The organism is Rhizobium tumorigenes, assembly GCF_003240565.2.
Taxonomy (GTDB): Bacteria; Pseudomonadota; Alphaproteobacteria; order Rhizobiales; family Rhizobiaceae; genus Rhizobium; species Rhizobium tumorigenes.
This window is the reverse complement of record NZ_CP117255.1, coordinates 2,694,245-2,716,484: the sequence shown is the minus strand read 5'-3', so window position 1 is coordinate 2,716,484 and position 22,240 is coordinate 2,694,245. Positions and strand designations below refer to the sequence as shown.

Genomic DNA, 22,240 nt, shown 5'->3' with positions numbered 1-22,240 from the left:
GTTTGGATATCTTGGCAATAATGCGCGATCGATCAGAGCGTACGCGTGATGTGTTCGACGCGGAAGCATTCGATGACGTCGCCGGCACGCATGTCTTCGTAGTTTTCGAAGGCCATACCGCACTCCTGACCCATCGGCACGTCGGCGACTTCGTCCTTGAAGCGCTTGAGCGTCTTGAGTTTGCCTTCGTGGACAACGACGTTGTCGCGGATAAGGCGGACGCCTGCTCCACGCTCGACCTTGCCTTCGGTAACGCGGCAACCGGCCACCTTGCCTGTCTTCGTGATATTGAAGACTTCGAGGATCTCGGCGTTGCCGATGAAGGTTTCGCGGCGTTCCGGCGAAAGAAGGCCAGACATCGCTTGCTTCACGTCGTCGACGAGATCGTAGATGATGCTGTAGTAGCGGATCTCGATACCTTCGCGTTCGGCGAACGCACGGGCCTGTGCATTGGCGCGGACGTTGAAGCCGATGATCGCGGCACCCGAGGCTTCGGCCAGCGAGACATCCGATTCGGTGATGGCACCGGCGCCCGAATGGACGATGCGGGCACGCACTTCGTCGGTGCCGAGCTTGTCGAGCGCGCCGTTGATGGCTTCGATCGAGCCCTGCACGTCGCCCTTGATGACCAGCGGGAATTCCTTGAGAACGTTGTTCTGAAGCAACGTCATCATCTGTTCCAGCGAGCCGCGCTGACCGGACTGGCGGGCAGCGGCCTTGTCGCGGGTGAGGCGTTGGCGGTATTCGGAAATCTCGCGGGCCCGGCTTTCGCTATCGACGATCGCGAAGCGATCACCGGCAGACGGTGTACCGGAGAGGCCGAGAACCTCGACCGGCGTGGCGGGACCGGCTTCCTTGACCTGCTCGCCCTTGTCGTTGACCAGCGCGCGAACGCGGCCCCACTGATCGCCGGCAACGATGATCTGGCCGGGACGCAGCGTGCCCTTCTGGACGAGAACGGTCGCAACCGGGCCACGACCGCGGTCGAGTTGGGCTTCGATGACCGTACCTTCGGCAGGACGCGACGGGTTGGACTTGAGGTCGAGAATTTCCGACTGCAGCAGCACGGCTTCGAGCAGCTTGTCGAGGTTGAGGCCTGTCTTGGCCGAGACTTCGACGTCGAGCACTTCACCGCCCATGGTTTCCACGAACACGTCATGCTGAAGCAGCTGGTTACGCACCTTCTGCGGATCGGCTTCGTGCTTGTCGACCTTGTTGATGGCGACGATGATCGGCACGCCGGCAGCCTTGGCATGGGCGATGGATTCGATTGTCTGCGGCATGACGCTGTCGTCGGCCGCAACCACCAGGATGGCGATGTCGGTAGCCTGCGCACCACGGGCACGCATGGCGGTAAACGCGGCGTGGCCCGGGGTGTCGATGAAGGTGATCTTCTGGCCGTTCTGCTCGACCTGGTAGGCACCGATATGCTGGGTGATACCGCCAGCTTCGCCGGACACAACGCTGGTTTTGCGGATAGCATCGAGCAACGAGGTCTTGCCGTGGTCGACGTGGCCCATGATGGTGACAACGGGAGGACGCGAGACCAGCTCTTCGTCTTCCTGCGAGCCGTTGAACAGGCCCAGTTCGACGTCGGATTCCGATACGCGCTTGACCGTGTGGCCGAATTCGACCGCGATCAGTTCAGCCAGATCGGCGTCGATGACGTCGCCCGGCTTCATCATCTGGCCTTCCTTCATCAGGAACTTGATAACGTCGACGGCCCTCTCGGACATGCGCTGTGCGAGTTCCTGGATGGTGATGGTTTCAGGCAGGATCACTTCGCGCAGGACCTTTTCACGGGTCTCCTGCATCTGGCCGCGACGGAATTTCTCCTGGCGGCGACGCATGGCCGAGAGCGAACGACCGCGACCCGTGCCGTCGTCGTCGACATTGGCTGTCGTGACGGTCAGCTTGCCACGGCGGCGCTCTTCTTCGGTCTTCGGGCGAGCCGGTGTCTTCGGCGGCTCGACGCGAACGACCTTGCCGCGAATGACGGCAGTGCGCGGCGGTCCGCGGTTCTCTTCTTCTTCGCCAAGAGGCTTGCGGCGGCCGGCAACGTCGCCGACGGCGGGGCGTGCGGCCGGAGCGCCGGCATCTGCGCGGCGAACGAGCGGAGCTGCAACAGGCTGTGGCTTGGCAGCCTCGATACGGGCTGCTTCTTCGGCCGCTGCTTCTGCGGCGGCTTCGGCAGCTGCGATTTCGGGACCGCGTGCAGCGAGATCGGCAGCGCGACGAACGGCTTCAGCCTCTTCCTCGATGCGACGCTTTTCGTCCTCGATCTTGCGGCGGGCGTCGTCCTCGGCGCGGCGGATGGCGTCTGCAGCGTCACGGGCCTGCGCATCGGCAAGCGCGCGGCGGCGGGCATCCATCTCGTCTGGCGAAAGGTGGTTGAGCACGACCGGGCGCGACGGGCGGTCCTGCTGCGGACGCGCCTGGTAGGCCGGCGCTGCCGGCTGGGCACGCGGAGCAATGCCGCTCGGCTGGTTGACGCGGGTCTGGATCTGCGGCTGGGCCGGACGGGCCGCAGGCTGCGGTGCAGCCTCGACGCGTGCAGCAGCGGCAGGCGCTGGGGCCGTGACCGGCGTGATCACCTGCTTGTCGTCTTCCGGGCGTAGAGGGCGGCGCTTGCGAGTCTCGACCACGACCGCTTTGGTGCGACCCCGACCCATATCCTGACGCACGGTGCCCTGGTTCACGCCTGAAGGTTTCAGTGTGAGGGTCTTCTTACCCGATGCGCTCAGCGTCTTTTCGTCGTTGTTGTCAGTCATTCCGGTCCTGTTCCTTCAAACAGGGCGGATGACTACCATCAGACCCTGTCTTTAATTCGATGTACCTTAACGATGCGTCCGGCGTTTACCGATGTCCGCGTCATTGTGTTAGCTGGCCAGCGGCGCCCGTTGCCCGGGACTGACCGCCGTTGCGGTACCGTTCGAGCAGGTTTGCGCGTTTCACTACACCTTCACCCGCCTGCCCTGCAAGCGCGCAGGCGTGGATAAAAGCGTTCTGGCCCATCAGTTCGTCCATTTCCGCCGTCGTGAACGGACGGGAAGATGGTATTTCATGCTCGGTTTCCATTCCGAGATGCCAGGCCTTGCGGGCCTGGTCGATTTTCCGGACGCCGTCATCGGCTGCGTCCGCGGCGTGGTAGACGGCAATGGCGCCGCCTGATCTGATTGCCCCGTCGACCTTCGACGAGCCGTTGATAAACTGGCTGGCCTTGCGGGCCATATGCATCATGCCGGCAAGCTGCATCTTCAGCAGTCGCTCGACAGTTTCGCCGAGATCCTCGGCGGCCTTCACATCTGCCTTCAAGGCGCGGGCAAAGAGCTTCTTTGCCACCGCCTTGTCGACTGTTGCCCGGTCAAGCTTGACCCAGCATCCGCGTCCCGGCAATTGCCGCTTCAGATCCGGTACCACCGTGCCGTCTGGCGCGGCGACGAACCGGATCAGGTCGTCCAAATCACCGCTTTCGCGGGTGACGATGCACATGCGACCGTTTTTTTCCTCGGTCGGTACATCGTCGTCGTCAAGCGCAACATCCTGTTGGAGTGCCGCGGTCATGCTCCCTGCTCGGCATCGGGCTCAGCCTCAGGTTCGGCTTCGGTCACCTCTGCAAGCTGCACAGTTGCTTCGTCTTCGGTGATCCAGCCGACGGCCAGACGTGCCTGAATGACCATCTGTTCGGCTTCAACGCGCGAGACCTCCAGCTTGGAGAACAGGCCTTCGAACTTCTTGGTCTCGCCGTTCTTGCGTTCCGTCCAGCCGATCAAGTCGTCGGAGGCGCAGCCCGCAAAGTCTTCGAGCGTCTTGATGCCGTCTTCGCCGAGCGCCACCATCATCGGGGCGGTCATGCCGTTGATCTGCAGCAATTCGTCGGTAACGCCGAGCGCCTTGCGTTTCTCGTCCATCTCGGCTTCGTTACGCTCGATGAATTCGCGCGCACGCTGCTGGATTTCCTGAGCTGTTTCCTCGTCGAAGCCGTCGATCGAGGCGATTTCCTCGAGATCGACGAATGCGAGTTCCTCGACCTGGGCAAAGCCTTCGGAGGCGAGGACCTGGCCGACCATCTCGTCGACGTCGAGCGCATCCATGAACAGGGTGGTGCGTTCGTTGAATTCCTTCTGGCGGCGTTCCGATTCCTCGGCTTCCGTCATGATGTCGATGTCCCAGCCGGTCAGCTGCGAAGCAAGGCGGACGTTCTGGCCGCGACGGCCGATGGCCAGCGACAGCTGTTCGTCAGGCACGACGACTTCGATGCGCTCTGCATCTTCGTCAAGCACGACCTTGGTGACTTCGGCAGGCTGCAGGGCGTTAACGACGAAAGTCGCCGGCTCTTGGCTCCACGGAATGATGTCGATCTTCTCGCCCTGCAGTTCGGCGACAACAGCCTGGACGCGCGAACCGCGCATACCGACGCAGGCACCGACCGGATCGATCGACGAATCGTTCGAGATCACGGCGATCTTGGCGCGCGAACCCGGGTCGCGGGCAACCGACTTCACCTGGATGATGCCGTCGTAAATTTCCGGCACTTCCATGGTGAAGAGCTTCACCATGAACTGCGGATGGGTACGCGACAGGAAGATTTGCGGACCGCGCTGTTCGCGGCGGACGTCATAGACAAAGGCGCGGACGCGGTCGCCGTAGCGGAAGTTCTCGCGCGGGATCATCTCGTCGCGACGGATGATGCCTTCGCCACGACCGAGATCGACGATGACGTTGCCGTATTCGACGCGCTTGACGGTTCCGTTGATGATTTCGCCGACGCGTTCCTTGAACTCGTCGTACTGACGGTCACGCTCGGCTTCGCGGACCTTCTGGACGATGACCTGCTTGGCCGACTGGGCGGCGATGCGGCCGAAATCCATCGGCGGCAGCGGATCGGCGATGAAGTCGCCAAGGGCAGCGTCGGGGTTGCGGTCACGAGCCAGTTCCAACGGGATCTGGATCGCATAGTCTTCGGCTACTTCGACCACTTCGAGCAGACGCTGCAGACGGATTTCACCGGTCTTCGGGTTGATGTCCGCGCGGATGTTCGATTCCGAACCGTAACGGGAGCGCGCAGCCTTCTGGATCGCGTCTGCCATAGCGGCAAGAACGATCTCGCGATCGATGACCTTTTCGCGCGCCACGGCGTCTGCGATCTGCAGAAGTTCCAGGCGGTTCGCACTGACTGCCATTTTAATTTCTCCGTCTTCCTGCCCGGGTTCCCGTCCCGTGGGCGGTTAGTCTATCGGTGAAGTATCTTCGTCTTCTTCTTGTTCGTTCTGGTTCGCTGCCTTGGCCATCTTGTCGGCCTTCAGCGCATCACGAATGAGATCGTCAGTCAGAATAAGCTTCGCTTCGGCTAGCGTCGTGAACGGAATAACGACCTTCGGATCTTCGCCGTAGGCCGGCTGGTCACGTTCGATGGTAAATCCATCGGAATCCACGGCGACGATCTTGCCGCGGAAGCGCTTGCGGTTGTCGACCAATATCGAAGTCTCGCACTTGACGAGGTTGCCCTGCCAGCGGCTGAAATCCGACTTGCGCACCATGGGGCGATCGATGCCCGGCGATGATACTTCGAGATGATACGCTTTATCGATCGGATCATCCACATCCAAAGCCGGAGAAACGGCTTGTGAAACGGCTTCGCAATCCTGGACGTTCATCGTGCCGTCCGGCCGCTCCGCCATGATCTGCAGCGTCGCACCGTTCTGGTTCATCAGCCGGACGCGCACGAGGCGGTAGCCGAGGTCAACAATCACCGGTTCGATGATGGCGGCGACGCGCTGGTCCAGACCGGTTTCGACGATCAGGCGGGGTTCGTTTGGGTCTTCGGCGGGTGTCAGGTCCGACAAGCATGCGCTCCTGGAAAATTTGGCATTCCATGCTCGAGCTAATAAAAAAGAGCGGGTCCTCGCGGCCCACCCTTCATCAGACGATCAAGAATTTGAATGCGATATAGCCAGGTTTTTACCAAATTGCAAGGTCTGCAATCGCCAGCGGCTATTTAAGCACACCCATCATTCTTGCCTCCGGATAGCAGGTGGGCCGCTCGCCGTTCTTTGCCTGCCACTGGCCGATCGAGCGCCGCGTCTTATAGCCCGGCAAGCCGTCCGTACCGCCGACATCGTAGCTCTTGTGCTGCAACGCCTTCTGCATTGCGGCGACATCCGAGCGCAGCATCTTGCCGACATCGCCCCATGGTCCCTTGAAGGCGCCGGCATTGTCTGCGATGCGGTCGGCAAGATTGCCGATATAGAGCGCATAGAGATCAGAGTTGTTATACTCTTTTATGACATAGAAATTGGGCGTGACGATAAAGGCCGGACCATCGCGACCGGCCGGCACCATCATCATGCCCGGTGCCTTCAATTCGCTCGAGGGGAAGGCGCTGCCATTGACGCGCGTGATACCGTCCGCCGCCCATTTTCCAATCGGCTTGGCGAGATCCGGGCCTTCCTGGGCGCAGGAAACGGCGGCCGGTATCGTCGCCTCGTAACCCCAGCCACGGCCGCGCTGCCAGCCCTTCTGGACCAGGTAGTTGGCAATCGAGGCCAGAGTGTCCGGCACTGACGTCCAGATGTTGCGATGACCGTCGCCGTCGAAATCGACGGCATATTTCAGATAGCTAGACGGCATGAACTGCGGCTGTCCGAGCGCGCCGGCATAGGAGCCCTTGAACTGGTCTGGGCCGATGTCGCCATGCTCGAGAATGCCGAGGGCAGTGATCAGCTCGGTGCGGAACATCTCCTTGCGGGTCGACATGAAGGCGTCGGTCGCAAGGATGGCAATCGCCGAGTTCTTCATGGTGGCGGCGCCGAAGCCGGTCTCGCGGCCCCAGATGGCAAGCACGATCGAGCCGGGCACGCCATAGGTTTTCTCGATCCGCTTCAGCGTCGACGCGTATTGCGAGGCGAAGCCGCGACCGGTGACGGCCAATCGTTGCAGCCGGTCATTGTTGAAATAGGGTGCCGGTGACGAGAATTCTGCCTGGCTCTGCGGCCGTTGTTTTACCGGTGGGAAGCCGGGCGGCGCAAGATCGGGGAGATTCCAGTTCAGCTGGACACCGGCAAAGGCGGCGTTCAGCGTCTTTTCGGAGACGCCGGCCTTGCGCGCTTCCGGGTAGATCTCGGTTTTGACCCAGGTCTGGAACTGGGCTTCGACATCGGCCTTCGAGGGCGCTGCCAAGGCGGGGAGGGGGACGAGGGTAAGGAGAAGGGCGGCAAGGCTCAGGAGCTGCCGAGAGTACCCCCCTCTGTCACCTGCGGTGACATCTCCCCCACAAGGGGGGAGATTGGCCGCGGGTTCTTTGCAAAACCAATGACGGATGGATCGTGCCAAGCCTGAAATAGTGCCGAGAGATTGGAAGGGGTTGCCCCGCGCTCCCGATCTCCCCCCTTGCGGGGGAGATGTCACGCAGTGACAGAGGGGGGTCTGCGTCCGCATCATCTGTCTCTCGTTCATATCAGCGTCCTCGCCCTCAATGCTGCCGTCAGGGTGCCTTCGTCGAGATAATCCAGTTCGCCGCCAACGGGAACACCATGGGCCAAACGGGTGATCCTGACGTCGAGGCCGGCGAGCTGGTCGGTGATGTAGTGCGCCGTCGTCTGGCCCTCGACGGTGGCGTTGACGGCGATGATGATCTCGCGGATGCCACCTTCGGCGACGCGCGCCACCAGGCCACGGATGTTGAGGTCGTCCGGTCCGACGCCGTCGAGCGGCGAGAGCGTACCGCCCAGCACGTGGTATGCGGTGTTCATCGCTGCTGCCCGCTCCAGCGCCCAGAGGTCGGCGACATCCTCGACGACGATGATGACGGCCTGGTCCCGGCGGTCGTCTGTGCACACCGTGCAGGGATCGACGGTGTCGACGTTGCCGCAGTGCGAGCAGATCTTGACCTTGTCGTGGGCCTCGCCCATGGCCACCGAGAGGGGGCCGAGCAACTGGTCTTTTTTCTTGATCAGATGCAGAGCCGCGCGGCGCGCCGAACGCGGCCCGAGGCCGGGCACTTTGGCCAGCAACTGGATCAGTTTTTCAATTTCGGGACCGGTGACTCGTTTTGCCATGGGGCGTTCTTAGACCATATGCTAGAGAAACGGAATCGCGTCAGGAGACAGCATCCCATGAAAATTCTCGCCGTCTGCACCGGCAATGCCGAAAAACTGCCCGGCAAGAGCTACAAGACCGGCATCAACAAGCATCCGGTTTCGGGCGCAGTCATGATCGATGAAAACGGCCTGATCGGCGACGCCGTCTGCAATCGCAAGCACCATGGAGGTCCCTGCCAGGCGGTATACGTTGAGGGCTCGCTGACGCTCGACTGGTGGGCACGCGAACTCGGCCAGCCGGTTCCGCCAGGCCTGTTTGGCGAGAACATCGTCATCGACGGGCTCGACAACGCCAATGTTGCCGTCGGCGACCGGTTCGTGGCGGGCGACCTCGTGCTCGAGGTGACATCGCCACGCATCCCCTGCGCCACCTTCGCGGCCAAGATGGGCGACCCGAAGTTCGTCAAGCGCTACATGAATGCCGGTCTGCCGGGCATCTACTGCCGCGTATTGAAGCCGGCGTCGCTGTCTTCCGGTACCGGTGTCGAATACCAGCCGTTCGAAGGCGAGCGGGTGACGATGCCGGAGATGATGAAGACATTCGGCCGCAAGCTGTCGCCCAAGGACCGGGAGCGCTATCTGTCGACGCCGCTGCACAAGCAGTTTCGAGAGAAGATCGAAGCGCAGGCCTGAGGCTCGACGGCGAAACGCTCAACGGCCGCGCATGGCGCGACCGTCCTCCGGTGAGATCCAGGCTGCGATCGATCTCAGGTCTCAGAAAGGCATCTTGAAGCCGGGAGGGATCGGCAGGCCGGCGGTCAGTTCTCTGGTCTTTTCGGCGACGATGGCCTCGGCCTTGCCCTTGGCATCGGTGTGGGCTGCGACGACGAGATCCTCCAGGATCTCGACATCGTCTTCCTTGAACAGAGACGGGTCGATCTTCAGCGAGATCATCTCGCCCTTGCCGTTCAGGGTGACGGTGACGAGACCGCCGCCCGACTTGCCTTCCGCATGGATGTCAGACATTTCTGCCTGCATTTTTTCCATCTTGGACTGCATTTCCTTGACCTTGCCCATCATTCCCATGATGTCGCGCATCGCCTTCGTTCCTTTTCTGCTGTCTTTTGGTGTTCGATCAGAATTCTATGTCGTCGCCCGGCAAGATATCGCCTTCGTCGGATTCGGCAACGGCCGGCGCGGCGAGCGGTTCATCGCCTGCATCGTCGTCCGGATCGGCACGGACGCGCACGTCGATAATCTTGGCGCCAGGAAACTGCGAAAGGATCGCGGCGACGTCCGGGTCCTGGCTGGCATCGACCATGCGCTGTGCCTGCGCCTTGGTCTCCGCCTCTGTCTCGCTCGGCGCTCCGCCATCGCGGCTGAGGCTGACGACCCAGTGGATGCCGGTCCACTCCTTGAGTTTCAGGGCGAGTTCATTGAGCAACGTGCCGGGCGCGCCGGGCGCGAGGCTGACATCGAGATGGCCGGGCTCGAGCTTCACCGGTCGCAGGAACGTGCGCACCATGGCCTTCAGGCGTGGATCGCGCTTGACGCCGCAGAGGTCGGCGATATCGCCGATCGACCGGATGGCGACGCTTGGCTTCGGAGCCTCGACGGCCTTTGCCTCGGTGCGGCCGGTGGCAACAGGCTGCGGTGCCGCATCTGGGACGGCGCGCAACATCGTGGCTGCTCCGCTGCTTGTGCGCGGGGCCGCCTCGGGGGCGTTTCTAGATGTGGCTGGCTGGTAGGCAACGGAAGCGCCAGCGCCGTTGCCGTTACCGTTTCCCGATGGGGTGGGACGCGGACTGCCGCCGCCGCTGTCGCTGCCGATTTCGGCCAGGCGCCTAGCGGCATCCTCCGGCGAGGGCAGGTGGGCGGCGTGGGCAAGGCGGATCAGCACCATTTCAGCGGCACCCGCCGTGCGCGAGGAGTTTTCGGTCTCGGGAATGCCCTTCAGCAACATTTGCCAGATGCGCGACAGGGTGGTGACTGCGAGAGTCCGGGAAAATTCGAGGCCGCTTACCCGTTCGATCTCGCTCAGCGAGGGGTCGTTGGCCGAATCGGGCACATATTTCAGGCGTGTCACCAGATGCGTGAAATCGGCAAGATCGGTGAGCACAACGACGGGATTGGCGCCGGCCTCGTACTGGCCATTGAATTCGGCAAGGGCAGCGGCAACGTCGCCTTTGACGATATGCTGGAACAGGTCGACGATACGGGCGCGGTCGGCAAGGCCGAGCATCGAGCGCACGGTTTCGGCCTGCACCGAGCCACCGCCATGGGCGATTGCCTGGTCGAGCAGCGACAGGCCGTCGCGGGCGGAGCCTTCGGCGGCGCGAGCGATCATCGCCAGGGCCTCAGCCTCGGCTTCGATGCCTTCCTTGGCAGCTATGGTGGAAAACAGGCCGACGAGATCGGAGGCGCTGATGCGGCGCAGGTCAAAGCGCTGGCAGCGCGACAGCACCGTGATCGGCACCTTGCGGATTTCCGTCGTCGCGAAGATAAATTTCACATGCTCGGGCGGCTCTTCCAGCGTCTTCAACAGGCCGTTGAAGGCGGCAGTCGACAGCATGTGCACTTCGTCGATGATGTAGACTTTATAGCGTGCCGACACCGGGCGATAGCGAACCTGCTCGATGATTTCCCGGATGTCGTCGATGCCGGTGTGCGAGGCGGCGTCCATCTCGATGACGTCGACGTGGCGGCCGTCCATGATTGCCTGGCAGTTCTCGCCAAGCATGCGCAAGTCGATGGTGGGCGTGTCGATTTCGGCGGTTTTGTAATTCAGGGCACGGGCCAGGATGCGGGCGGTCGTCGTCTTGCCGACGCCGCGCACGCCGGTCAGCATGTAGGCCTGGGCGATGCGGCCGGTCTCGAAGGCATTGGTCAGGGTGCGGACCATCGGCTCCTGGCCGACCATCAGGTCCGAAAAATCCTTCGGGCGATACTTGCGGGCCAGCACCCTGTAGCCGGTGCCGGTCGACGCGGCTGAATTTGCTGGTCGCTCGATTTCGCTCATCGCCCTGCTTGTCGCCGGGCAAGCCGGACATCGCTATGAGAAAAGGGTGGGAGGCTGGCACGATGACCCGTGCCTGGCTCGTTGGGGCTGCTTCCTTCCGGACCTGACCCGGTTGGCGAGTGGCTCGTCCACCACCAACCTCCCGGAGCGACATATCGGCAATCTCGCCATCAAATGCAAGCACGCCCACAAAAAAACTGCTAAACATTTGAAAAAATACTGGAGGAGACACCATGAGCCCATTCGTGCTCGATGATCGCCTGGCGAAGGACACAGTGTCTGTTGCGATCACGGGTCTTTGCGACCTGCGCCTGATGAAGGATCGCCGCTGGCCATGGCTTGTGCTGGTGCCGCGCCGGCAGGCAATCTCTGAAATTTTCGAGCTCACACCTCTCGACCAGGCCTTGCTCACCTTCGAGACGAATATGGTGTCGAGCGCGTTGAAGAGCGTCACCGGGGCTGTGAAAATCAATGTCGGCGCCCTTGGAAATATTGTCAGACAACTGCATGTTCATGTCATTGCGCGGTCCGAAGGGGATGCGAACTGGCCGGGGCCCGTCTGGGGTCATGGCCATCAGGAGCCCTATGAGGACGACGAGATGCGCGCCTTCATGACCCGAATGCAGAAAGCCCTGTCCCCATGAGCCATTCCCTCTTCACCTCCGACGCGCCCCACCCCGAGCCTAGCAGCCTCACCGCTTTTGCCGAGAACGCGCTGAACCGCGACTCCGAGCATCGCGACGAGAGCTCGGTGGAAAAAGCGCTGTCCATCGACGGGACCCATATCCTGGCCTTTGCCGGTGAAAAGCTGGTGCTGAAGCATGACGGCCAGGTTCTCGATCCGTTGTTTGCCCGCTATGAACTAGCCGAGCTCGGGCCGGACTGGGATAATGCAGTGCTGCTCGGCTACAAGAAGAGCGGCGAACCGCGGCTCGCGGTGCCGGTGGGCGTAGGTGCCGACGATCTTGCCAGCCAATACAAGGCGACAGACATGCGGGCGCTGTGGCGCGAGCATCTGTTCGAAGGCGAAATTCTGGGCGAGGCGGCACAGGCTGCCAGCCTCCTCCGCTGGAACAGCGACAACCGCTTCTGCGGCCGCTGCGGCGGTACCAGCGAAGGCCATCTCGGTGGCTACAAGCGCATCTGCTCTGCCTGTCAGCACACAATTTTTCCGCGCACCGATCCCGTCGTCATCATGCTCGTCGTCGATGAGGCCAGAGGGCTCTGTCTGCTCGGTCGAAGCCACTACTTCCCGCCTGGAATGTATTCGTGCCTTGCTGGTTTCGTGGAGCCGGGCGAGACGATCGAAAGCGCCGTGCGCCGCGAGACTCACGAGGAATCCGGCATCGCCACCGGCCGCATCCGCTATCATGCCTCGCAGCCGTGGCCGATGCCGCATTCGTTGATGATCGGCTGCTATGCCGAAGCGAAATCCACCGAAATCCACATCGACTCCACCGAGCTCGACGATTGTCGATGGTTTACGCCGGAGGAGACGCTGGCAATGCTGGATCGGGTGGATGCATCCGGCCATACCTCGCCACCGAAGGGTGCCATAGCCCACCGGCTGATGCGCGACTGGATCGAGTGGAAGCGCTAGGCGGATATTTGCCATGGCCCGTTCCGAGCGGCTGCTGACCCTCCTGCAGGCCCTGCGTCGCCATCGCCGTCCGGTCACCGGGGCGGCGCTGGCAGAGGAGACGGGCGTGAGCCTGCGGACGCTCTACCGTGATATTGCCAGCCTGCAGGCGCAAGGGGCGCATATCGAAGGCGAGGCCGGCGTCGGCTATGTGCTGAAGCCGGGCTTCATGTTGCCGCCGATGATGTTTTCGCAAGACGAGATCGAGGCTCTGGTGCTCGGTTCGCGGTGGGTGGCGCGTGCTGCCGAGCCGAGACTGGCCGCGGCCGGCGCCGACGCGATGGCCAAGATCGCCGCCGTGCTGCCTGAAGAAATGCGCGACGAAATCGATTCGGCGACGCTGCTGGTCGGTCCGCGCCGCATAAGCGAAGACAAGGCGGACCTTTCGGTCATCCGTCGGGCGATCCGCATGGAGCGCATTCTCGAGCTCAACTATACCGACGAGAGCGGTGTCGTCTCCGTCCGGAGGGTCTGGCCGTTCGCGCTCGGCTATCTCGAGCATATCCGCATCATGGCCGCGTGGTGCGAGTTGCGTGGCGACTACCGGCATTTCCGCACAGATCGGATCGGCGACATGGCCGTTCAGGATGGTCGCTATCCGCGCCGTCGCGCGGTGCTGATGAAAGAGTGGCGCGAGATCGACGACTATACCCGGAATGCCTGATGCAAGGCGACCAGATCCTGCGGGTGAGGCACAGGATCTGGTTCATCACGTTGCTCGCGTTTATGCAGGCGCGTCGAAGGTGCCAGGGCTGCGTGGGGTTGCCTTCCACTGGTCCGTCCGCTGAGGGCTGGCCTCGGTCAGCGCCTGGCGTACGCCGGCTGCGTCGTAGTCCTTCACATAGACGGGCGAGCCAGGCTGCTGGCGCCAGGACTCGTCCAGGCTTCCGACATCCACGGCGTCGAAACCGATTTCATCGATCAGGCCGATGACGGCGGCCTTCGAGGCTTGATCGTTGCCGGCCACTGCGATTGCTATGCGACCCGGCTGGCCCGCTGGCTTGCCGAGTTCTGCCAGGCTCTGGGCGTAGATCATGTTGAATGCCTTCACCACGTCGCGGCCGAGTTGCTTTGCCACCCAGGCACTTTCCGTCATGCCGTTTTCGATGTCTTCGACCGCGCCGTCGCGTTCGCGGGGATAATAGTTGTTGGTGTCGATGACGATGGTCTTCGCGGGCACATTGGCGAAGAGGTCGCGAGGCAGCGACGGGATGGCATTCAGGGGGATCGTCACGACGACAACGTGCTTGTCGAGCACAGTTGCTTCGACAGTTGCGGCGCGTGCGCCTGTTTTCGTGGCCAACTCCGAAAGCGTTTCCGGACCGCGGGAGTTGGCGATATCGACCTGGTGTCCCGCCTTGACAAGCAGGGTTGCGAGCGCGCCGCCAATATTGCCGGCACCGATAATTCCGATTTTCATATCAAATACTCCGAATTGCCAGTCTCCTTCGTGGAGAGACAACCGGACAATAATTCATATTCACATAGCGATAAATCGCAATAGGATGGTATCAATCACTACCCGGAGTGTGGAATGGATCGTCTTGTCAGCATGAATGCCTATGTCACGTCGGTGGAGATGGGCTCCTTTGCGTCTGCCGCGACCGTGCTCGGCATCTCGCAGCAAATGGTGGCCAAGCATGTCAATTATCTCGAGGCGCGCCTTGGAGCACGGCTGCTCTATCGCACCACCCGGCGGCAAAGCGTGACCGAGATCGGCCGGACCTACTACGACCGGTGCAAGCTGGTGCTAGCCGATGCCGACTGGGCCGATGCCGTTGCGGAGCAGGCCAAGGGCACGCCGCAGGGGCGCCTGCGCATCAACGCCCCAGTTTCGTTCGGATCACAGAGCCTGATCGGTCTGGTGACCCGCTACCTGCGTCGATATCCCGACGTTGAAGTCGATCTGGTGCTCGACGACAAGTATGTGGATCCGGTCAAGGAGTCTTTCGAAGCTGTGTTCCGCATCGGGCAGGTCGGTGACACGACCCTCACCAAGTACCGGCTTGCGCCGTTTCGCGTCGTGCTCTGTGCCTCGCCGGACTACCTGCAGGAACGCGGAACTCCGACCCATCCTGCCGATCTCGAATACCACGAATGCCTGGGGCAGGCCCTGTGGTCGCAGCCGGAAAACTATCACTGGCGTTTCGAGATGGGCGACAGCGTTTATGAACCAAAGGTGCAGGGGCGCTTGCGGGTGAACGATGCCAAGGGGTTGCTCTCGGCTGCGGTGGGCGGTTTCGGCATCGCGCTGATTGCCTACGACCACGCGCGGGACATGCTGGCCGATGGTCGTCTCGTCAGGGTGTTGGCGGACTACCGGACGGAGACGCGACCGATGCATCTTCTTTTCCACCCCGACCGCCGCCAGACCCCCAAACTCAAAAGCTTCATCGAGGCCGTCATGGAGGAGTTCGGCGAGGCGAAAGCCGGTGGCGCAACATAGAAGAACAACTCAGATGCATTGCCCACACTGCTGCCATAAACTGTCAGTGGTTGCTGCTATCGTTGCTCCATCGACAACAAGGAGCAGCGAAAATGACCAATCCCAATCTCATCATTCTCTACGTCAAGGACCCGGCCGAGAGCGTCGTTTTCTATCGCGGCCTTCTTGGTCGCGAGCCGGTTGCGGATTCGCCGAATTATGCCGCCTTCGCTCTCGATAGCGGTTTCATGCTCGGGCTCTGGCGCCGTAGTTCCGTGGAACCTCAGCCTTTAGCGCTTGGAAATCGCGGTGAAATCGGCTTTGCTCTGCCAGGCAAGGGCAGCATTGCCGCCCATTACCGGGAATGGTGCAAACAGGGAATGCCGATTGCGCAGGAGTTGACGACGATGGATTTCGGAGAGACCTTCGTGGCGCTCGATCCCGATGGCCATCGCTTGCGTGTTTGCGAACCGGATCAGTAGGCTGCACCGCAGTTCCGCATCAGTTCAGGGTGAGGTCGCTTTCGCATTCATCGCGGGCTTCATCGAATTCATCGATATGCGCGACTGCCATGCTACGAAAGTCCGGATCGGTGATCTCATCCAGGGACCGCGGCATTCCGTGGTCTCTGATCATGGTCTTGAGAACGGATACCAGATGTGTGCTCTTATCTTCCGACATGCTTTTCAACCTTCATCGTAGTGGATAGGTAGTAAGCTAATTACTTAGCACGTTGCACTGCAACATACCCATTCACATATTGATGATCTGCCGTGAGCTTGGTGCATTGCGGGCATAAGAGGTGGCGGATAAGAAGCGGGTGCATGGGTAAGACGGGGAGTGGGGATGGCATTCGACTGGCATGGCAGTGAAATCACGCGCGCGACGCCGTTGACGGCTTCCTACCGCAACACGCAGAACGTCCGTCGATTTTTTCAAGTGGAATGCGGCGAAGGGTTCAAGTTCGACCGCCCCTTCATGGCCTGGCTTAAGACGGCTGTCGGCCAGACCATGGGCAGTGCTGCCGACGAATGGTGCCGGCGCGAGGCTGCAAAGCGTCCGCCGACATCACCTGCAGCGAGCGATGCCTGATCCTATCAGCCCTCGTACTGCTCGTCGGTGACGTGCTCAAGCCAATTGACGACCTTGCCGTCAAGCGCTTCGGCGATGGCGACATGGCTCATGGCTGTTGAAGGTGCAGCGCCGTGCCAGTGTTTCTCACCCGGCGCGAACCAGACGATGTCGCCGGGGCGGATCTCTTCGATCGGCCCGCCCTCTCGCTGCGCACGGCCGAGGCCGGAGAGCACGAGCAGGGTTTGGCCGAGCGGGTGCGTGTGCCAGGCGGTGCGTGCGCCGGGTTCGAAGGTGACGGTGGCGCCGCCGATCCGGGCCGGATCTTCGCCCTTGAAAGGCGCATCGATGCGCACCGTGCCGGTGAAGTAATCGGATGGGCCTTTGGCCGATGGAAGCGAACCGCTGCGGGTGATCTTCATGGAACTCTCCTGTTGCGCGGCATTTCCCTGCCGCCGGTAATCGTTACTTAGCGCGCAGAGTGCACCGGATCAGGTGTGTGCACCTCAATTCGGGAAGTCAGATAGTGGGCTCGTTGGCGAGGGCTTTTTCCGGCACCGCTTCAGCGTCGATGCGTTTGGACATATTTACCCCAGTGACGCGAAAGCCGCCGACGGCGTAGAGGTGTTGAGCACGCGCGTTATCGGCAGCCACGCGCAGCTTGATCTCCGTGTATCCCTGTTGCCGCATCATTGCTTCCAGGGCAGCCAGAGAAGAGTGACCGCGACCTTGTCCCCGGTACTCCGGGAGTATGCAGAAGTCGCAGACAAAAGCCGAATGGCGGTCGCTGTCGGAGCGATACCAGAGATAGCCAATGGGTTGCGCCGGGTTCTGCTCGCTGAATATGCAGAGCAATTCCTGGCCTGCGGTTCGCGGGCCGGCCGGAAGCTCCGCCGCGACCTCGCGCTCAGCCCGTATCCGTGCAGCGGCCGAAGACATCGCATAGTTCTCAGCAATTTCATCGGCGTAGTCGGCAATGAAGTAATCCAGGTATGCGGGGAACTCTTCGGGAAGCATAGGCCGGAAGGTGATCATGAGGGTCCATTCAATTGCCGGTCTGCTGCGCGAGCCATGCGTTCCGCGCGTCATCCCGGCATGGGGTATGGCCGGATGCTAATCCTTGGCCAGCATGGCTGCACGCAGCGTGTCGTTGATGCGGTCCTGCCAGCCGGGACCGTCTTCCTGGAAGTGGGCGAGCACGTCGCTGTCGAGCCTGATCGACACCATCTCCTTCGTGTTGGGCACGGCAGGGCGCTCGACTGCAGGGGCGACGGGCTTCTTTGTCGGCTTGAAGAGCGCCTCTGCCGCGTCCATCGGGCTGACCGGGCGGCGGGGTGGCGTGGGCATGGCGGTTTCCTTCTGTATGACGGCGGCAGTTGCAATGCCTACATCGAACCGCGCGTCGGGTGGCCTTTGTAGACGCCGAGGATGCGAACTTTTTCGGAGAAGAACCGCAGTTCCTCCAGCGCCTGGCGGACATGCGGATCGGAGGGATGACCCTCGATGTCGGCGTAAAACTGGGTGGCCACGAACTTTCCGCCGAGCTGGTAGCTCTCGAGCTTGGTCATGTTGATGCCGTTTGTGGCGAAACCGCCGAGCGCCTTGTAGAGGGCGGCCGGGATGTTGCGGACATTATAGACGAAAGTCGTGACGATCTTTTCGTCCCTGGAGCTGCGCTCCGCCCAGGCCTCGTCGCGTGCCAGCACGACGAAGCGTGTCGTGTTGCTTTCGACATCCTCGACATTCTCGGCGATGATGTCGAGATGGTAGAGGTCGGCGGCCAGCCGGGGGGCCAGCGCCGCCATCGAGCGGTCGCCTGTTTCCTGCACCAGCTTGGCAGCGCCCGCAGTATCGCCGGCGATGACCGGCTTCCAGCCGTTGGCACGAACGATCTTGCGGCATTGTCCGAGCGCATGGATGTGGCTGTGGACGGTGCGGATCTCGTCACGGGTAACGCCCGGGAGCACCATCAGCTGGAAACGGATCGGCATGAAATATTCGCCGATGATGTGGAGCTTGGATTCCGGTAGCAGGTGATGGATGTCTGCGACGCGGCCGGCGATGGTGTTTTCAATCGGAATCATCGCCAGATCGGCATCGCCATTGTCGACCGCGGTGAACGCATCCTCGAAGGTCTGGCACGGAAGCGGCTCCATGTCGGGAAACATGTCGCGGCAGGCCATGTCGGAATTGGCGCCGTATTCGCCCTGGAAGGCAATCTTGTTGGTCTTGGTTGTCATGAAAAATCCGTCAGAGAGAGGCGCCGGAGAGCATTCGGCGGGCCTTTTCGAGGTCGGCCGGAGTATCGACACCCAGCGGAACCGTGTCAACGATCTCGGCGTCGATGCGCATACCGGCTTCGAGCGCTCGTAGCTGCTCAAGCGATTCGCGTTTTTCCAGCGTCGATGGGGCAAGCGTCACGAAGCGCTCGAGTGCCGCGCGGCGATAGGCGTAGAGGCCGATGTGATGGTAAAGCGGCCCCTTGCCATGGGGGGCGGTGGCGCGGGTAAAATAAAGTGCCCTCAGCCGGCTGTCCGACAGCGGCGAGCCGACGATCTTGACGACGTTGGGATTGGTCTTTTCCTCCTCGTCGCGGATTTCCACCGTCAGCGTCGCAATATCGACGGCGGTATCTTCGAGCGGCTTCAGGGCAGCGCGGATCGTGGCGGGGTCGATGGTCGGCAGGTCGCCCTGGACATTGACGATTGTCTCGATGCGACCGTCCGGATCGACAGCGCGCAGCGCCTCGTGAATGCGATCGGAGCCGGATTGATGGTCCTCGCGGGTCATCACCACCTCGAAGCCGGCGTTTCTGACGACGTCGAACGTGTCGGAATGGTCGACAGCGACGACGATGCGACCGATAGCCGCTTCGCGCGCGCGCATGGCAACCTGTACGATCATGGGCAGGCCGGCAATGTCGGCCAACGGTTTGCCCGGCAATCGGGTGGAAGCCAGACGGGCGGGGATGAGGACCAGCGTCTTGCCGATATCGAGGTACGTCATTGTTGGCCTTTTATTCCCGTCGGAAAAATGTCAAAAAGTGTGATGTTCCGAGCTGGGTGGAGAGTTTTGTAAGGGACAGTCAGAAGACACAGGTTTCGGCCGAATTCAAGATGGGGCCGGCGGGTTTGCCGGGGAGGGGAACATAGCAGATGAATTCATCCTACGTGAACATGGGACTCGGTGCGCTTCTGGCGACGTTGTTCGTGTTGAAGTCGGTGTCGCTGGTGTCCGGCGCGCTGTTTGCTTCGGAGCCGCCGGAAAAGCCGGGGTTTATCATTGTCGCCGACGAGACGGCACCGGCCGGCGGCGCCAGTGGCAAGACTGCGGCGGCAGCGCCTGAAACGCCGATTGCCCAGCTGTTGCAGAAGGCCGACGCCAAGGTTGGCGAAACAATCTTCAAGAAGTGTCAGGCCTGTCATGACGGCAGCAAGGGCGGACCGAACAAGGTCGGTCCAAACCTCTACGGCATAGTCGACAGACCGATCGCCTCGCATGAGGGCTTTGGCTATTCCGCTGCCATCAAGGATTTTTCCAAGGGTTCGTCAGAAAAGTGGACCTATGACCATCTGGCGCATTTTCTGACATCCCCGAAGAAATACATTCCGGGCACCGCGATGGGGTTTGCAGGCCTGCCGAAAGACACCGACCGCGCCAATGTCATCGCCTATCTCCGGACGCTGGCTGATACGCCTGCACCGCTGCCGGATGCCGCCGCCGCCGCGCCGGCGCCCACTACCAATTGAGCCTAATTCTCCGACAAAGCCCGGCCATCCGTGGCCGGGTCTTCACGTCCGGCCGCCCGGCCGTTGGATTGTCCGGCGGCCTTGGTCTGCAAGCCCGTCGGCGCGCTCGTTGCCGTCTATGCCGAAGTGACCCTTGCACCATTCGATACTGATGAAGGCGTTTTGCGACAGCTTAAGATCGAGTGCCTTCCAAATCTCCGCATGGGCGATCTTCCTTCGCCGGAGATTCGGGTTGGCGTCGATCTTTTTCCAGCCGTTGCCTTTCCATATCTGCCGGAAGGCGTTGCAGCCCCTGATGGCGTAGAGCGAATCGGACCAGATGACGACGGGCTCTTCGGCGGCATTGCTGCCGATCCAGTTTACGGCCTCCAGCACTGCCATGATTTCCATCGCATTGTTGGCGGTCTTTACGACGCCGCCGCAGCCCGAGGCTATCTCGAGTCCATCGCGATACACGACATAGGCCCAGCCACCATCGCCGGTACCGGGCTCGACGCAGCCGTCGGTGAAGACATGAAGTCCTTGCCGTAACACGGCCGGGTGGGCTTCGGGGGATGGGGTAGGCGTGGAGGTCAATGAGTTGGCCTATCGAAGACGCGGCAAAACCGGAACATCCTAACCCGGATACATTGCGCGTTGCCAACCTCGAATGCTGTGGCCGCCGCTTACCTCGGTCACGAGCGGGATGCTGCCTTGCATAAACGGCACACCCTGCGACCTCGACAAGATGACCGAAGCATGACGTTCTGCGCGCTTATGCCAATGTGAGTCTTTTGATGCCCAATTCGCAGTCGTTGCCTGAAATCCATCGCGGCACCATACCCCTGATGGCCGCCGCCTGTGGCGTCATGGTCGGCAATATCTATCTCTGCCAACCGCTGCTCGGCCAGATCGCCGTTAGCTTCGGCGTTCCAGAGCATGTGTCGTCGCTGGTTGCGGTGGCGACCCAGGTCGGCTACGCGTTCGGCATTCTCCTGCTGGTGCCGCTTGCCGATATTGCCGAGCCACGCAGGTTGCTGCGCTGGCTGATGGCGCTGACGGCGATAGGCCTTCTCGGAGCGGCGCTTGCGCCCGGTATCGGCGTGCTTATCGGTGCCAGCGCCTGTCTTGCGCTGGTCACCGTCGTGCCACAGGTGCTGATACCGCTTGCAACCTCGCTGGTGCCGGCAGAAAAGCGGGGCCGGGTCGTGGGTACGATGACCACCGGTCTGGTCATGGGCATCCTGTTGTCGCGCACAGTCTCCGGTCTTGTGGCGGGATATACCGACAGCTGGCGTGCGTCGTACGGCCTGGCGGCAGTTCTCACGCTCATCCTTTTCTTCTTCATTCCGGCCTTCATGCCGCAGCGACCGCAGACAATGCAGAAAATGAGCTATGGCGAGCTGCTGGCCTCGCTTGTGCCGCTGTTGAAGCACCGGCCGCTGCTGTTGTCGATGGGGATGAATTTCCTGGCTTTCGGCGCTTTTTCGGCGTTCTGGGCGACGCTGGCATTCCATCTCGCCAGCCCCGCCTTCGGCCTCGGAGCCGCCGCAGCCGGCCTTTTCGGCCTGTGGGGTGCCCCCGGTGCGCTGATGGCGCCTGTTGGAGGGCGACTTGCCGACCGCTGGGGTTCGTCGCGGGTGAATGCTTTCGCCTTCTGCGCCCTGCTTGCCAGTTTCGCGATTGCCGCCACGTTAGGGACGACGCATCTGCTGGCATTGGTCGTTGCCGTCAACCTGCTCGATTTCGGCCTGCAGAGCGGCCAGATCGCCAACCAGACGCGGATCTTTGCCATCGGTCATGAAATCCGCGGCCGGTTGAACACCATGTATATGGTTTCGACGTTTTCCGGTGGTGCACTTGGGGCATTCGCTGGCGGCATGGCCTGGACGCTTGCCGGATGGATCGGCGTTTGCCTCGTCTGCGTCTGCCTGATCTGTCTCGCCGCAACGCTGCTAGGTGTTTCGCTCTTCTTCGGGGGACGGCGAACGTCTGCTGGCGTTCGTTAGTCGACCTAGAAAAAGGCACAAAAAAAGCGGGCATTGCCCGCTTTTCCGCAGCCGGTCATCCCGGTGGTCTGCTTCCATCGCCGTCTGCCAGTACATCCGTGGTCAGCGCGTTCAATGGAAGCCAGGGTTTCTCACCCCAAGCGATAAAGGCTCTAACGATCTACCGACCGTCCATGCCTATCGCCTGATGGATAAATACACGGCGAAAGTGACGGCTCTGTGACCACTTGGCATTTCTTGGGCGGGCGGTGGCGATTCCGCCTTCCAAACTTTTCAAAACCCGATATGACCGGACACCGGCGAAGACAGT

The 22,240-nt window shown here is 61.7% G+C and carries 25 protein-coding genes and 1 other RNA gene; 9 read left to right on the top strand and 17 right to left on the bottom strand.

Translation table 11 applies throughout. The features are described from left to right. Window positions 1–32: 32 nt before the first annotated feature. From infB to recR, 6 genes are all read right to left on the bottom strand, one after another. Window positions 33–2,771 carry a translation initiation factor IF-2 gene (infB, locus tag PR017_RS13275; RefSeq protein WP_111220866.1) on the bottom strand — a complete coding sequence of 913 codons (2,739 nt, stop codon included), beginning with the start codon at window positions 2,769–2,771 and terminating at the stop codon, window positions 33–35. Window positions 2,772–2,871: 100 nt separating this feature from the next. After that, a complete protein-coding gene (locus PR017_RS13270) occupies window positions 2,872–3,564 on the bottom strand; it encodes an RNA-binding protein (protein WP_111220867.1) in 693 nt (230 codons plus the stop codon). Continuing rightward, a complete protein-coding gene (gene nusA, locus PR017_RS13265) occupies window positions 3,561–5,183 on the bottom strand; it encodes a transcription termination factor NusA (protein WP_111220868.1) in 1,623 nt (540 codons plus the stop codon). The genes PR017_RS13270 and nusA overlap by 4 nt, the downstream gene beginning before the upstream one ends. A 45-nt stretch (window positions 5,184–5,228) precedes the next feature. Next, complete coding sequence (gene rimP, locus PR017_RS13260) at window positions 5,229–5,846, bottom strand: ribosome maturation factor RimP (protein ID WP_111220869.1); 618 nt, start codon at window positions 5,844–5,846, stop codon at window positions 5,229–5,231. A gap of 148 nt (window positions 5,847–5,994) precedes the next feature. Further along, window positions 5,995–7,224, bottom strand: a complete 1,230-nt coding sequence (locus tag PR017_RS13255; protein ID WP_425070030.1) for a lytic murein transglycosylase — start codon at window positions 7,222–7,224, stop codon at window positions 5,995–5,997. 227 nt (window positions 7,225–7,451) lie between these two features. Next, a complete protein-coding gene (recR, locus tag PR017_RS13250; protein ID WP_111220871.1) occupies window positions 7,452–8,057 on the bottom strand; it encodes a recombination mediator RecR in 606 nt (201 codons plus the stop codon). 57 nt (window positions 8,058–8,114) lie between these two features. Between recR and PR017_RS13245 the strand changes: the two genes are divergently transcribed. Continuing rightward, window positions 8,115–8,732 carry an MOSC domain-containing protein gene (locus PR017_RS13245; RefSeq protein WP_206423186.1) on the top strand — a complete coding sequence of 206 codons (618 nt, stop codon included), beginning with the start codon at window positions 8,115–8,117 and terminating at the stop codon, window positions 8,730–8,732. An 81-nt stretch (window positions 8,733–8,813) separates the two neighbouring features. Here PR017_RS13245 and PR017_RS13240 read toward each other — a convergent pair whose 3' ends face one another. The 3 genes from PR017_RS13240 to ffs form a co-directional block, all read right to left on the bottom strand. After that, window positions 8,814–9,137 (bottom strand): YbaB/EbfC family nucleoid-associated protein, encoded by a 324-nt coding sequence (locus PR017_RS13240; RefSeq protein ID WP_111220873.1) that lies wholly within the window; start codon window positions 9,135–9,137, stop codon window positions 8,814–8,816. Window positions 9,138–9,174: 37 nt separating this feature from the next. Next, window positions 9,175–11,058, bottom strand: a complete 1,884-nt coding sequence (locus tag PR017_RS13235; protein ID WP_111220874.1) for a DNA polymerase III subunit gamma/tau — start codon at window positions 11,056–11,058, stop codon at window positions 9,175–9,177. A gap of 46 nt (window positions 11,059–11,104) precedes the next feature. Beyond that, window positions 11,105–11,201, bottom strand: an RNA gene (gene ffs / locus PR017_RS13230) — signal recognition particle sRNA small type. A 90-nt stretch (window positions 11,202–11,291) separates the two neighbouring features. Here ffs and PR017_RS13225 point away from each other — a divergent pair. From PR017_RS13225 to PR017_RS13215, 3 genes are read left to right on the top strand one after another with little or no spacing between them, the layout of a single operon-like run. Next, window positions 11,292–11,702: an HIT family protein gene (locus PR017_RS13225; RefSeq protein ID WP_111220875.1), complete on the top strand. Its 411-nt coding sequence runs from the start codon at window positions 11,292–11,294 to the stop codon at window positions 11,700–11,702. After that, on the top strand, window positions 11,699–12,658 hold the full coding sequence (nudC, locus tag PR017_RS13220; RefSeq protein WP_111220876.1) for an NAD(+) diphosphatase: 960 nt from the start codon (window positions 11,699–11,701) through the stop codon (window positions 12,656–12,658). The genes PR017_RS13225 and nudC overlap by 4 nt, the downstream gene beginning before the upstream one ends. A 13-nt stretch (window positions 12,659–12,671) precedes the next feature. Further along, window positions 12,672–13,361: a helix-turn-helix transcriptional regulator gene (locus tag PR017_RS13215; protein ID WP_111220877.1), complete on the top strand. Its 690-nt coding sequence runs from the start codon at window positions 12,672–12,674 to the stop codon at window positions 13,359–13,361. Window positions 13,362–13,421: 60 nt separating this feature from the next. Here PR017_RS13215 and PR017_RS13210 read toward each other — a convergent pair whose 3' ends face one another. Next, window positions 13,422–14,117 (bottom strand): NADPH-dependent F420 reductase, encoded by a 696-nt coding sequence (locus PR017_RS13210; RefSeq protein WP_111220878.1) that lies wholly within the window; start codon window positions 14,115–14,117, stop codon window positions 13,422–13,424. Window positions 14,118–14,231: 114 nt separating this feature from the next. Here PR017_RS13210 and PR017_RS13205 point away from each other — a divergent pair, with 114 nt between their 5' ends. Both PR017_RS13205 and PR017_RS13200 read left to right on the top strand, forming a co-directional pair. Then, entirely contained in the window at window positions 14,232–15,143 is a 912-nt protein-coding gene (locus PR017_RS13205) for a LysR family transcriptional regulator (protein WP_111220879.1), read from the top strand. Between the two features lie 92 nt (window positions 15,144–15,235). Next, the gene (locus tag PR017_RS13200; protein ID WP_111220880.1) at window positions 15,236–15,604 is read left to right on the top strand and encodes a VOC family protein; all 369 of its coding nucleotides are present in this window, start codon (window positions 15,236–15,238) and stop codon (window positions 15,602–15,604) included. 19 nt (window positions 15,605–15,623) lie between these two features. Here PR017_RS13200 and PR017_RS13195 read toward each other — a convergent pair whose 3' ends face one another. Continuing rightward, window positions 15,624–15,803, bottom strand: a complete 180-nt coding sequence (locus PR017_RS13195) for a hypothetical protein (protein ID WP_111220881.1) — start codon at window positions 15,801–15,803, stop codon at window positions 15,624–15,626. A 165-nt stretch (window positions 15,804–15,968) separates the two neighbouring features. Between PR017_RS13195 and PR017_RS13190 the strand changes: the two genes are divergently transcribed. Continuing rightward, on the top strand, window positions 15,969–16,214 hold the full coding sequence (locus PR017_RS13190; protein WP_111220882.1) for a DUF6434 domain-containing protein: 246 nt from the start codon (window positions 15,969–15,971) through the stop codon (window positions 16,212–16,214). A 5-nt stretch (window positions 16,215–16,219) separates the two neighbouring features. Here the strand turns inward: PR017_RS13190 and PR017_RS13185 are convergent, their stop codons facing one another. The 5 genes from PR017_RS13185 to PR017_RS13165 all read right to left on the bottom strand — a co-directional run bounded on the left by PR017_RS13185 (window position 16,220) and on the right by PR017_RS13165 (window position 19,199). After that, window positions 16,220–16,615 (bottom strand): (R)-mandelonitrile lyase, encoded by a 396-nt coding sequence (locus PR017_RS13185; protein ID WP_111220883.1) that lies wholly within the window; start codon window positions 16,613–16,615, stop codon window positions 16,220–16,222. Window positions 16,616–16,712: 97 nt separating this feature from the next. Beyond that, window positions 16,713–17,228, bottom strand: coding sequence for a GNAT family N-acetyltransferase (locus PR017_RS13180; protein WP_111220884.1), 516 nt, complete (start codon window positions 17,226–17,228; stop codon window positions 16,713–16,715). Window positions 17,229–17,306: 78 nt separating this feature from the next. After that, window positions 17,307–17,540: a BrnA antitoxin family protein gene (locus PR017_RS13175; protein ID WP_111220885.1), complete on the bottom strand. Its 234-nt coding sequence runs from the start codon at window positions 17,538–17,540 to the stop codon at window positions 17,307–17,309. A 38-nt stretch (window positions 17,541–17,578) separates the two neighbouring features. Then, on the bottom strand, window positions 17,579–18,433 hold the full coding sequence (locus tag PR017_RS13170) for a prephenate dehydratase (RefSeq protein ID WP_111220886.1): 855 nt from the start codon (window positions 18,431–18,433) through the stop codon (window positions 17,579–17,581). Between the two features lie 10 nt (window positions 18,434–18,443). After that, window positions 18,444–19,199, bottom strand: coding sequence for a 3-deoxy-manno-octulosonate cytidylyltransferase (locus tag PR017_RS13165; RefSeq protein WP_111220887.1), 756 nt, complete (start codon window positions 19,197–19,199; stop codon window positions 18,444–18,446). A 149-nt stretch (window positions 19,200–19,348) separates the two neighbouring features. Here PR017_RS13165 and PR017_RS13160 point away from each other — a divergent pair, with 149 nt between their 5' ends. Next, window positions 19,349–19,942 carry a c-type cytochrome gene (locus PR017_RS13160; protein ID WP_111220888.1) on the top strand — a complete coding sequence of 198 codons (594 nt, stop codon included), beginning with the start codon at window positions 19,349–19,351 and terminating at the stop codon, window positions 19,940–19,942. A 42-nt stretch (window positions 19,943–19,984) separates the two neighbouring features. Here PR017_RS13160 and PR017_RS13155 read toward each other — a convergent pair whose 3' ends face one another. After that, window positions 19,985–20,518 carry a ribonuclease H family protein gene (locus tag PR017_RS13155; protein ID WP_111220889.1) on the bottom strand — a complete coding sequence of 178 codons (534 nt, stop codon included), beginning with the start codon at window positions 20,516–20,518 and terminating at the stop codon, window positions 19,985–19,987. A 200-nt stretch (window positions 20,519–20,718) separates the two neighbouring features. Here PR017_RS13155 and PR017_RS13150 point away from each other — a divergent pair, with 200 nt between their 5' ends. Beyond that, window positions 20,719–21,930 (top strand): MFS transporter, encoded by a 1,212-nt coding sequence (locus PR017_RS13150; RefSeq protein WP_111220890.1) that lies wholly within the window; start codon window positions 20,719–20,721, stop codon window positions 21,928–21,930. The last annotated feature ends 310 nt before the right edge of the window (window positions 21,931–22,240 follow it).

Excerpts from the sequence above, each read along its gene's own strand:
- infB (WP_111220866.1), bottom strand. The coding sequence starts at position 2,771 with ATGACTGACAACAACGACGAAAAGACGCTGAGCGCATCGGGTAAGAAG.
- PR017_RS13270 (WP_111220867.1), bottom strand. The coding sequence starts at position 3,564 with ATGACCGCGGCACTCCAACAGGATGTTGCGCTTGACGACGACGATGTA.
- nusA (WP_111220868.1), bottom strand. The coding sequence starts at position 5,183 with ATGGCAGTCAGTGCGAACCGCCTGGAACTTCTGCAGATCGCAGACGCC.
- recR (WP_111220871.1), bottom strand. The coding sequence starts at position 8,057 with ATGGCAAAACGAGTCACCGGTCCCGAAATTGAAAAACTGATCCAGTTG.
- PR017_RS13245 (WP_206423186.1), top strand. The coding sequence starts at position 8,115 with ATGAAAATTCTCGCCGTCTGCACCGGCAATGCCGAAAAACTGCCCGGC.
- PR017_RS13240 (WP_111220873.1), bottom strand. The coding sequence starts at position 9,137 with ATGCGCGACATCATGGGAATGATGGGCAAGGTCAAGGAAATGCAGTCC.
- PR017_RS13235 (WP_111220874.1), bottom strand. The coding sequence starts at position 11,058 with ATGAGCGAAATCGAGCGACCAGCAAATTCAGCCGCGTCGACCGGCACC.
- PR017_RS13225 (WP_111220875.1), top strand. The coding sequence starts at position 11,292 with ATGAGCCCATTCGTGCTCGATGATCGCCTGGCGAAGGACACAGTGTCT.
- nudC (WP_111220876.1), top strand. The coding sequence starts at position 11,699 with ATGAGCCATTCCCTCTTCACCTCCGACGCGCCCCACCCCGAGCCTAGC.
- PR017_RS13215 (WP_111220877.1), top strand. The coding sequence starts at position 12,672 with ATGGCCCGTTCCGAGCGGCTGCTGACCCTCCTGCAGGCCCTGCGTCGC.
- PR017_RS13210 (WP_111220878.1), bottom strand. The coding sequence starts at position 14,117 with ATGAAAATCGGAATTATCGGTGCCGGCAATATTGGCGGCGCGCTCGCA.
- PR017_RS13205 (WP_111220879.1), top strand. The coding sequence starts at position 14,232 with ATGGATCGTCTTGTCAGCATGAATGCCTATGTCACGTCGGTGGAGATG.
- PR017_RS13200 (WP_111220880.1), top strand. The coding sequence starts at position 15,236 with ATGACCAATCCCAATCTCATCATTCTCTACGTCAAGGACCCGGCCGAG.
- PR017_RS13195 (WP_111220881.1), bottom strand. The coding sequence starts at position 15,803 with ATGTCGGAAGATAAGAGCACACATCTGGTATCCGTTCTCAAGACCATG.
- PR017_RS13190 (WP_111220882.1), top strand. The coding sequence starts at position 15,969 with ATGGCATTCGACTGGCATGGCAGTGAAATCACGCGCGCGACGCCGTTG.
- PR017_RS13185 (WP_111220883.1), bottom strand. The coding sequence starts at position 16,615 with ATGAAGATCACCCGCAGCGGTTCGCTTCCATCGGCCAAAGGCCCATCC.
- PR017_RS13180 (WP_111220884.1), bottom strand. The coding sequence starts at position 17,228 with ATGATCACCTTCCGGCCTATGCTTCCCGAAGAGTTCCCCGCATACCTG.
- PR017_RS13175 (WP_111220885.1), bottom strand. The coding sequence starts at position 17,540 with ATGCCCACGCCACCCCGCCGCCCGGTCAGCCCGATGGACGCGGCAGAG.
- PR017_RS13170 (WP_111220886.1), bottom strand. The coding sequence starts at position 18,433 with ATGACAACCAAGACCAACAAGATTGCCTTCCAGGGCGAATACGGCGCC.
- PR017_RS13165 (WP_111220887.1), bottom strand. The coding sequence starts at position 19,199 with ATGACGTACCTCGATATCGGCAAGACGCTGGTCCTCATCCCCGCCCGT.
- PR017_RS13160 (WP_111220888.1), top strand. The coding sequence starts at position 19,349 with ATGAATTCATCCTACGTGAACATGGGACTCGGTGCGCTTCTGGCGACG.
- PR017_RS13150 (WP_111220890.1), top strand. The coding sequence starts at position 20,719 with ATGCCCAATTCGCAGTCGTTGCCTGAAATCCATCGCGGCACCATACCC.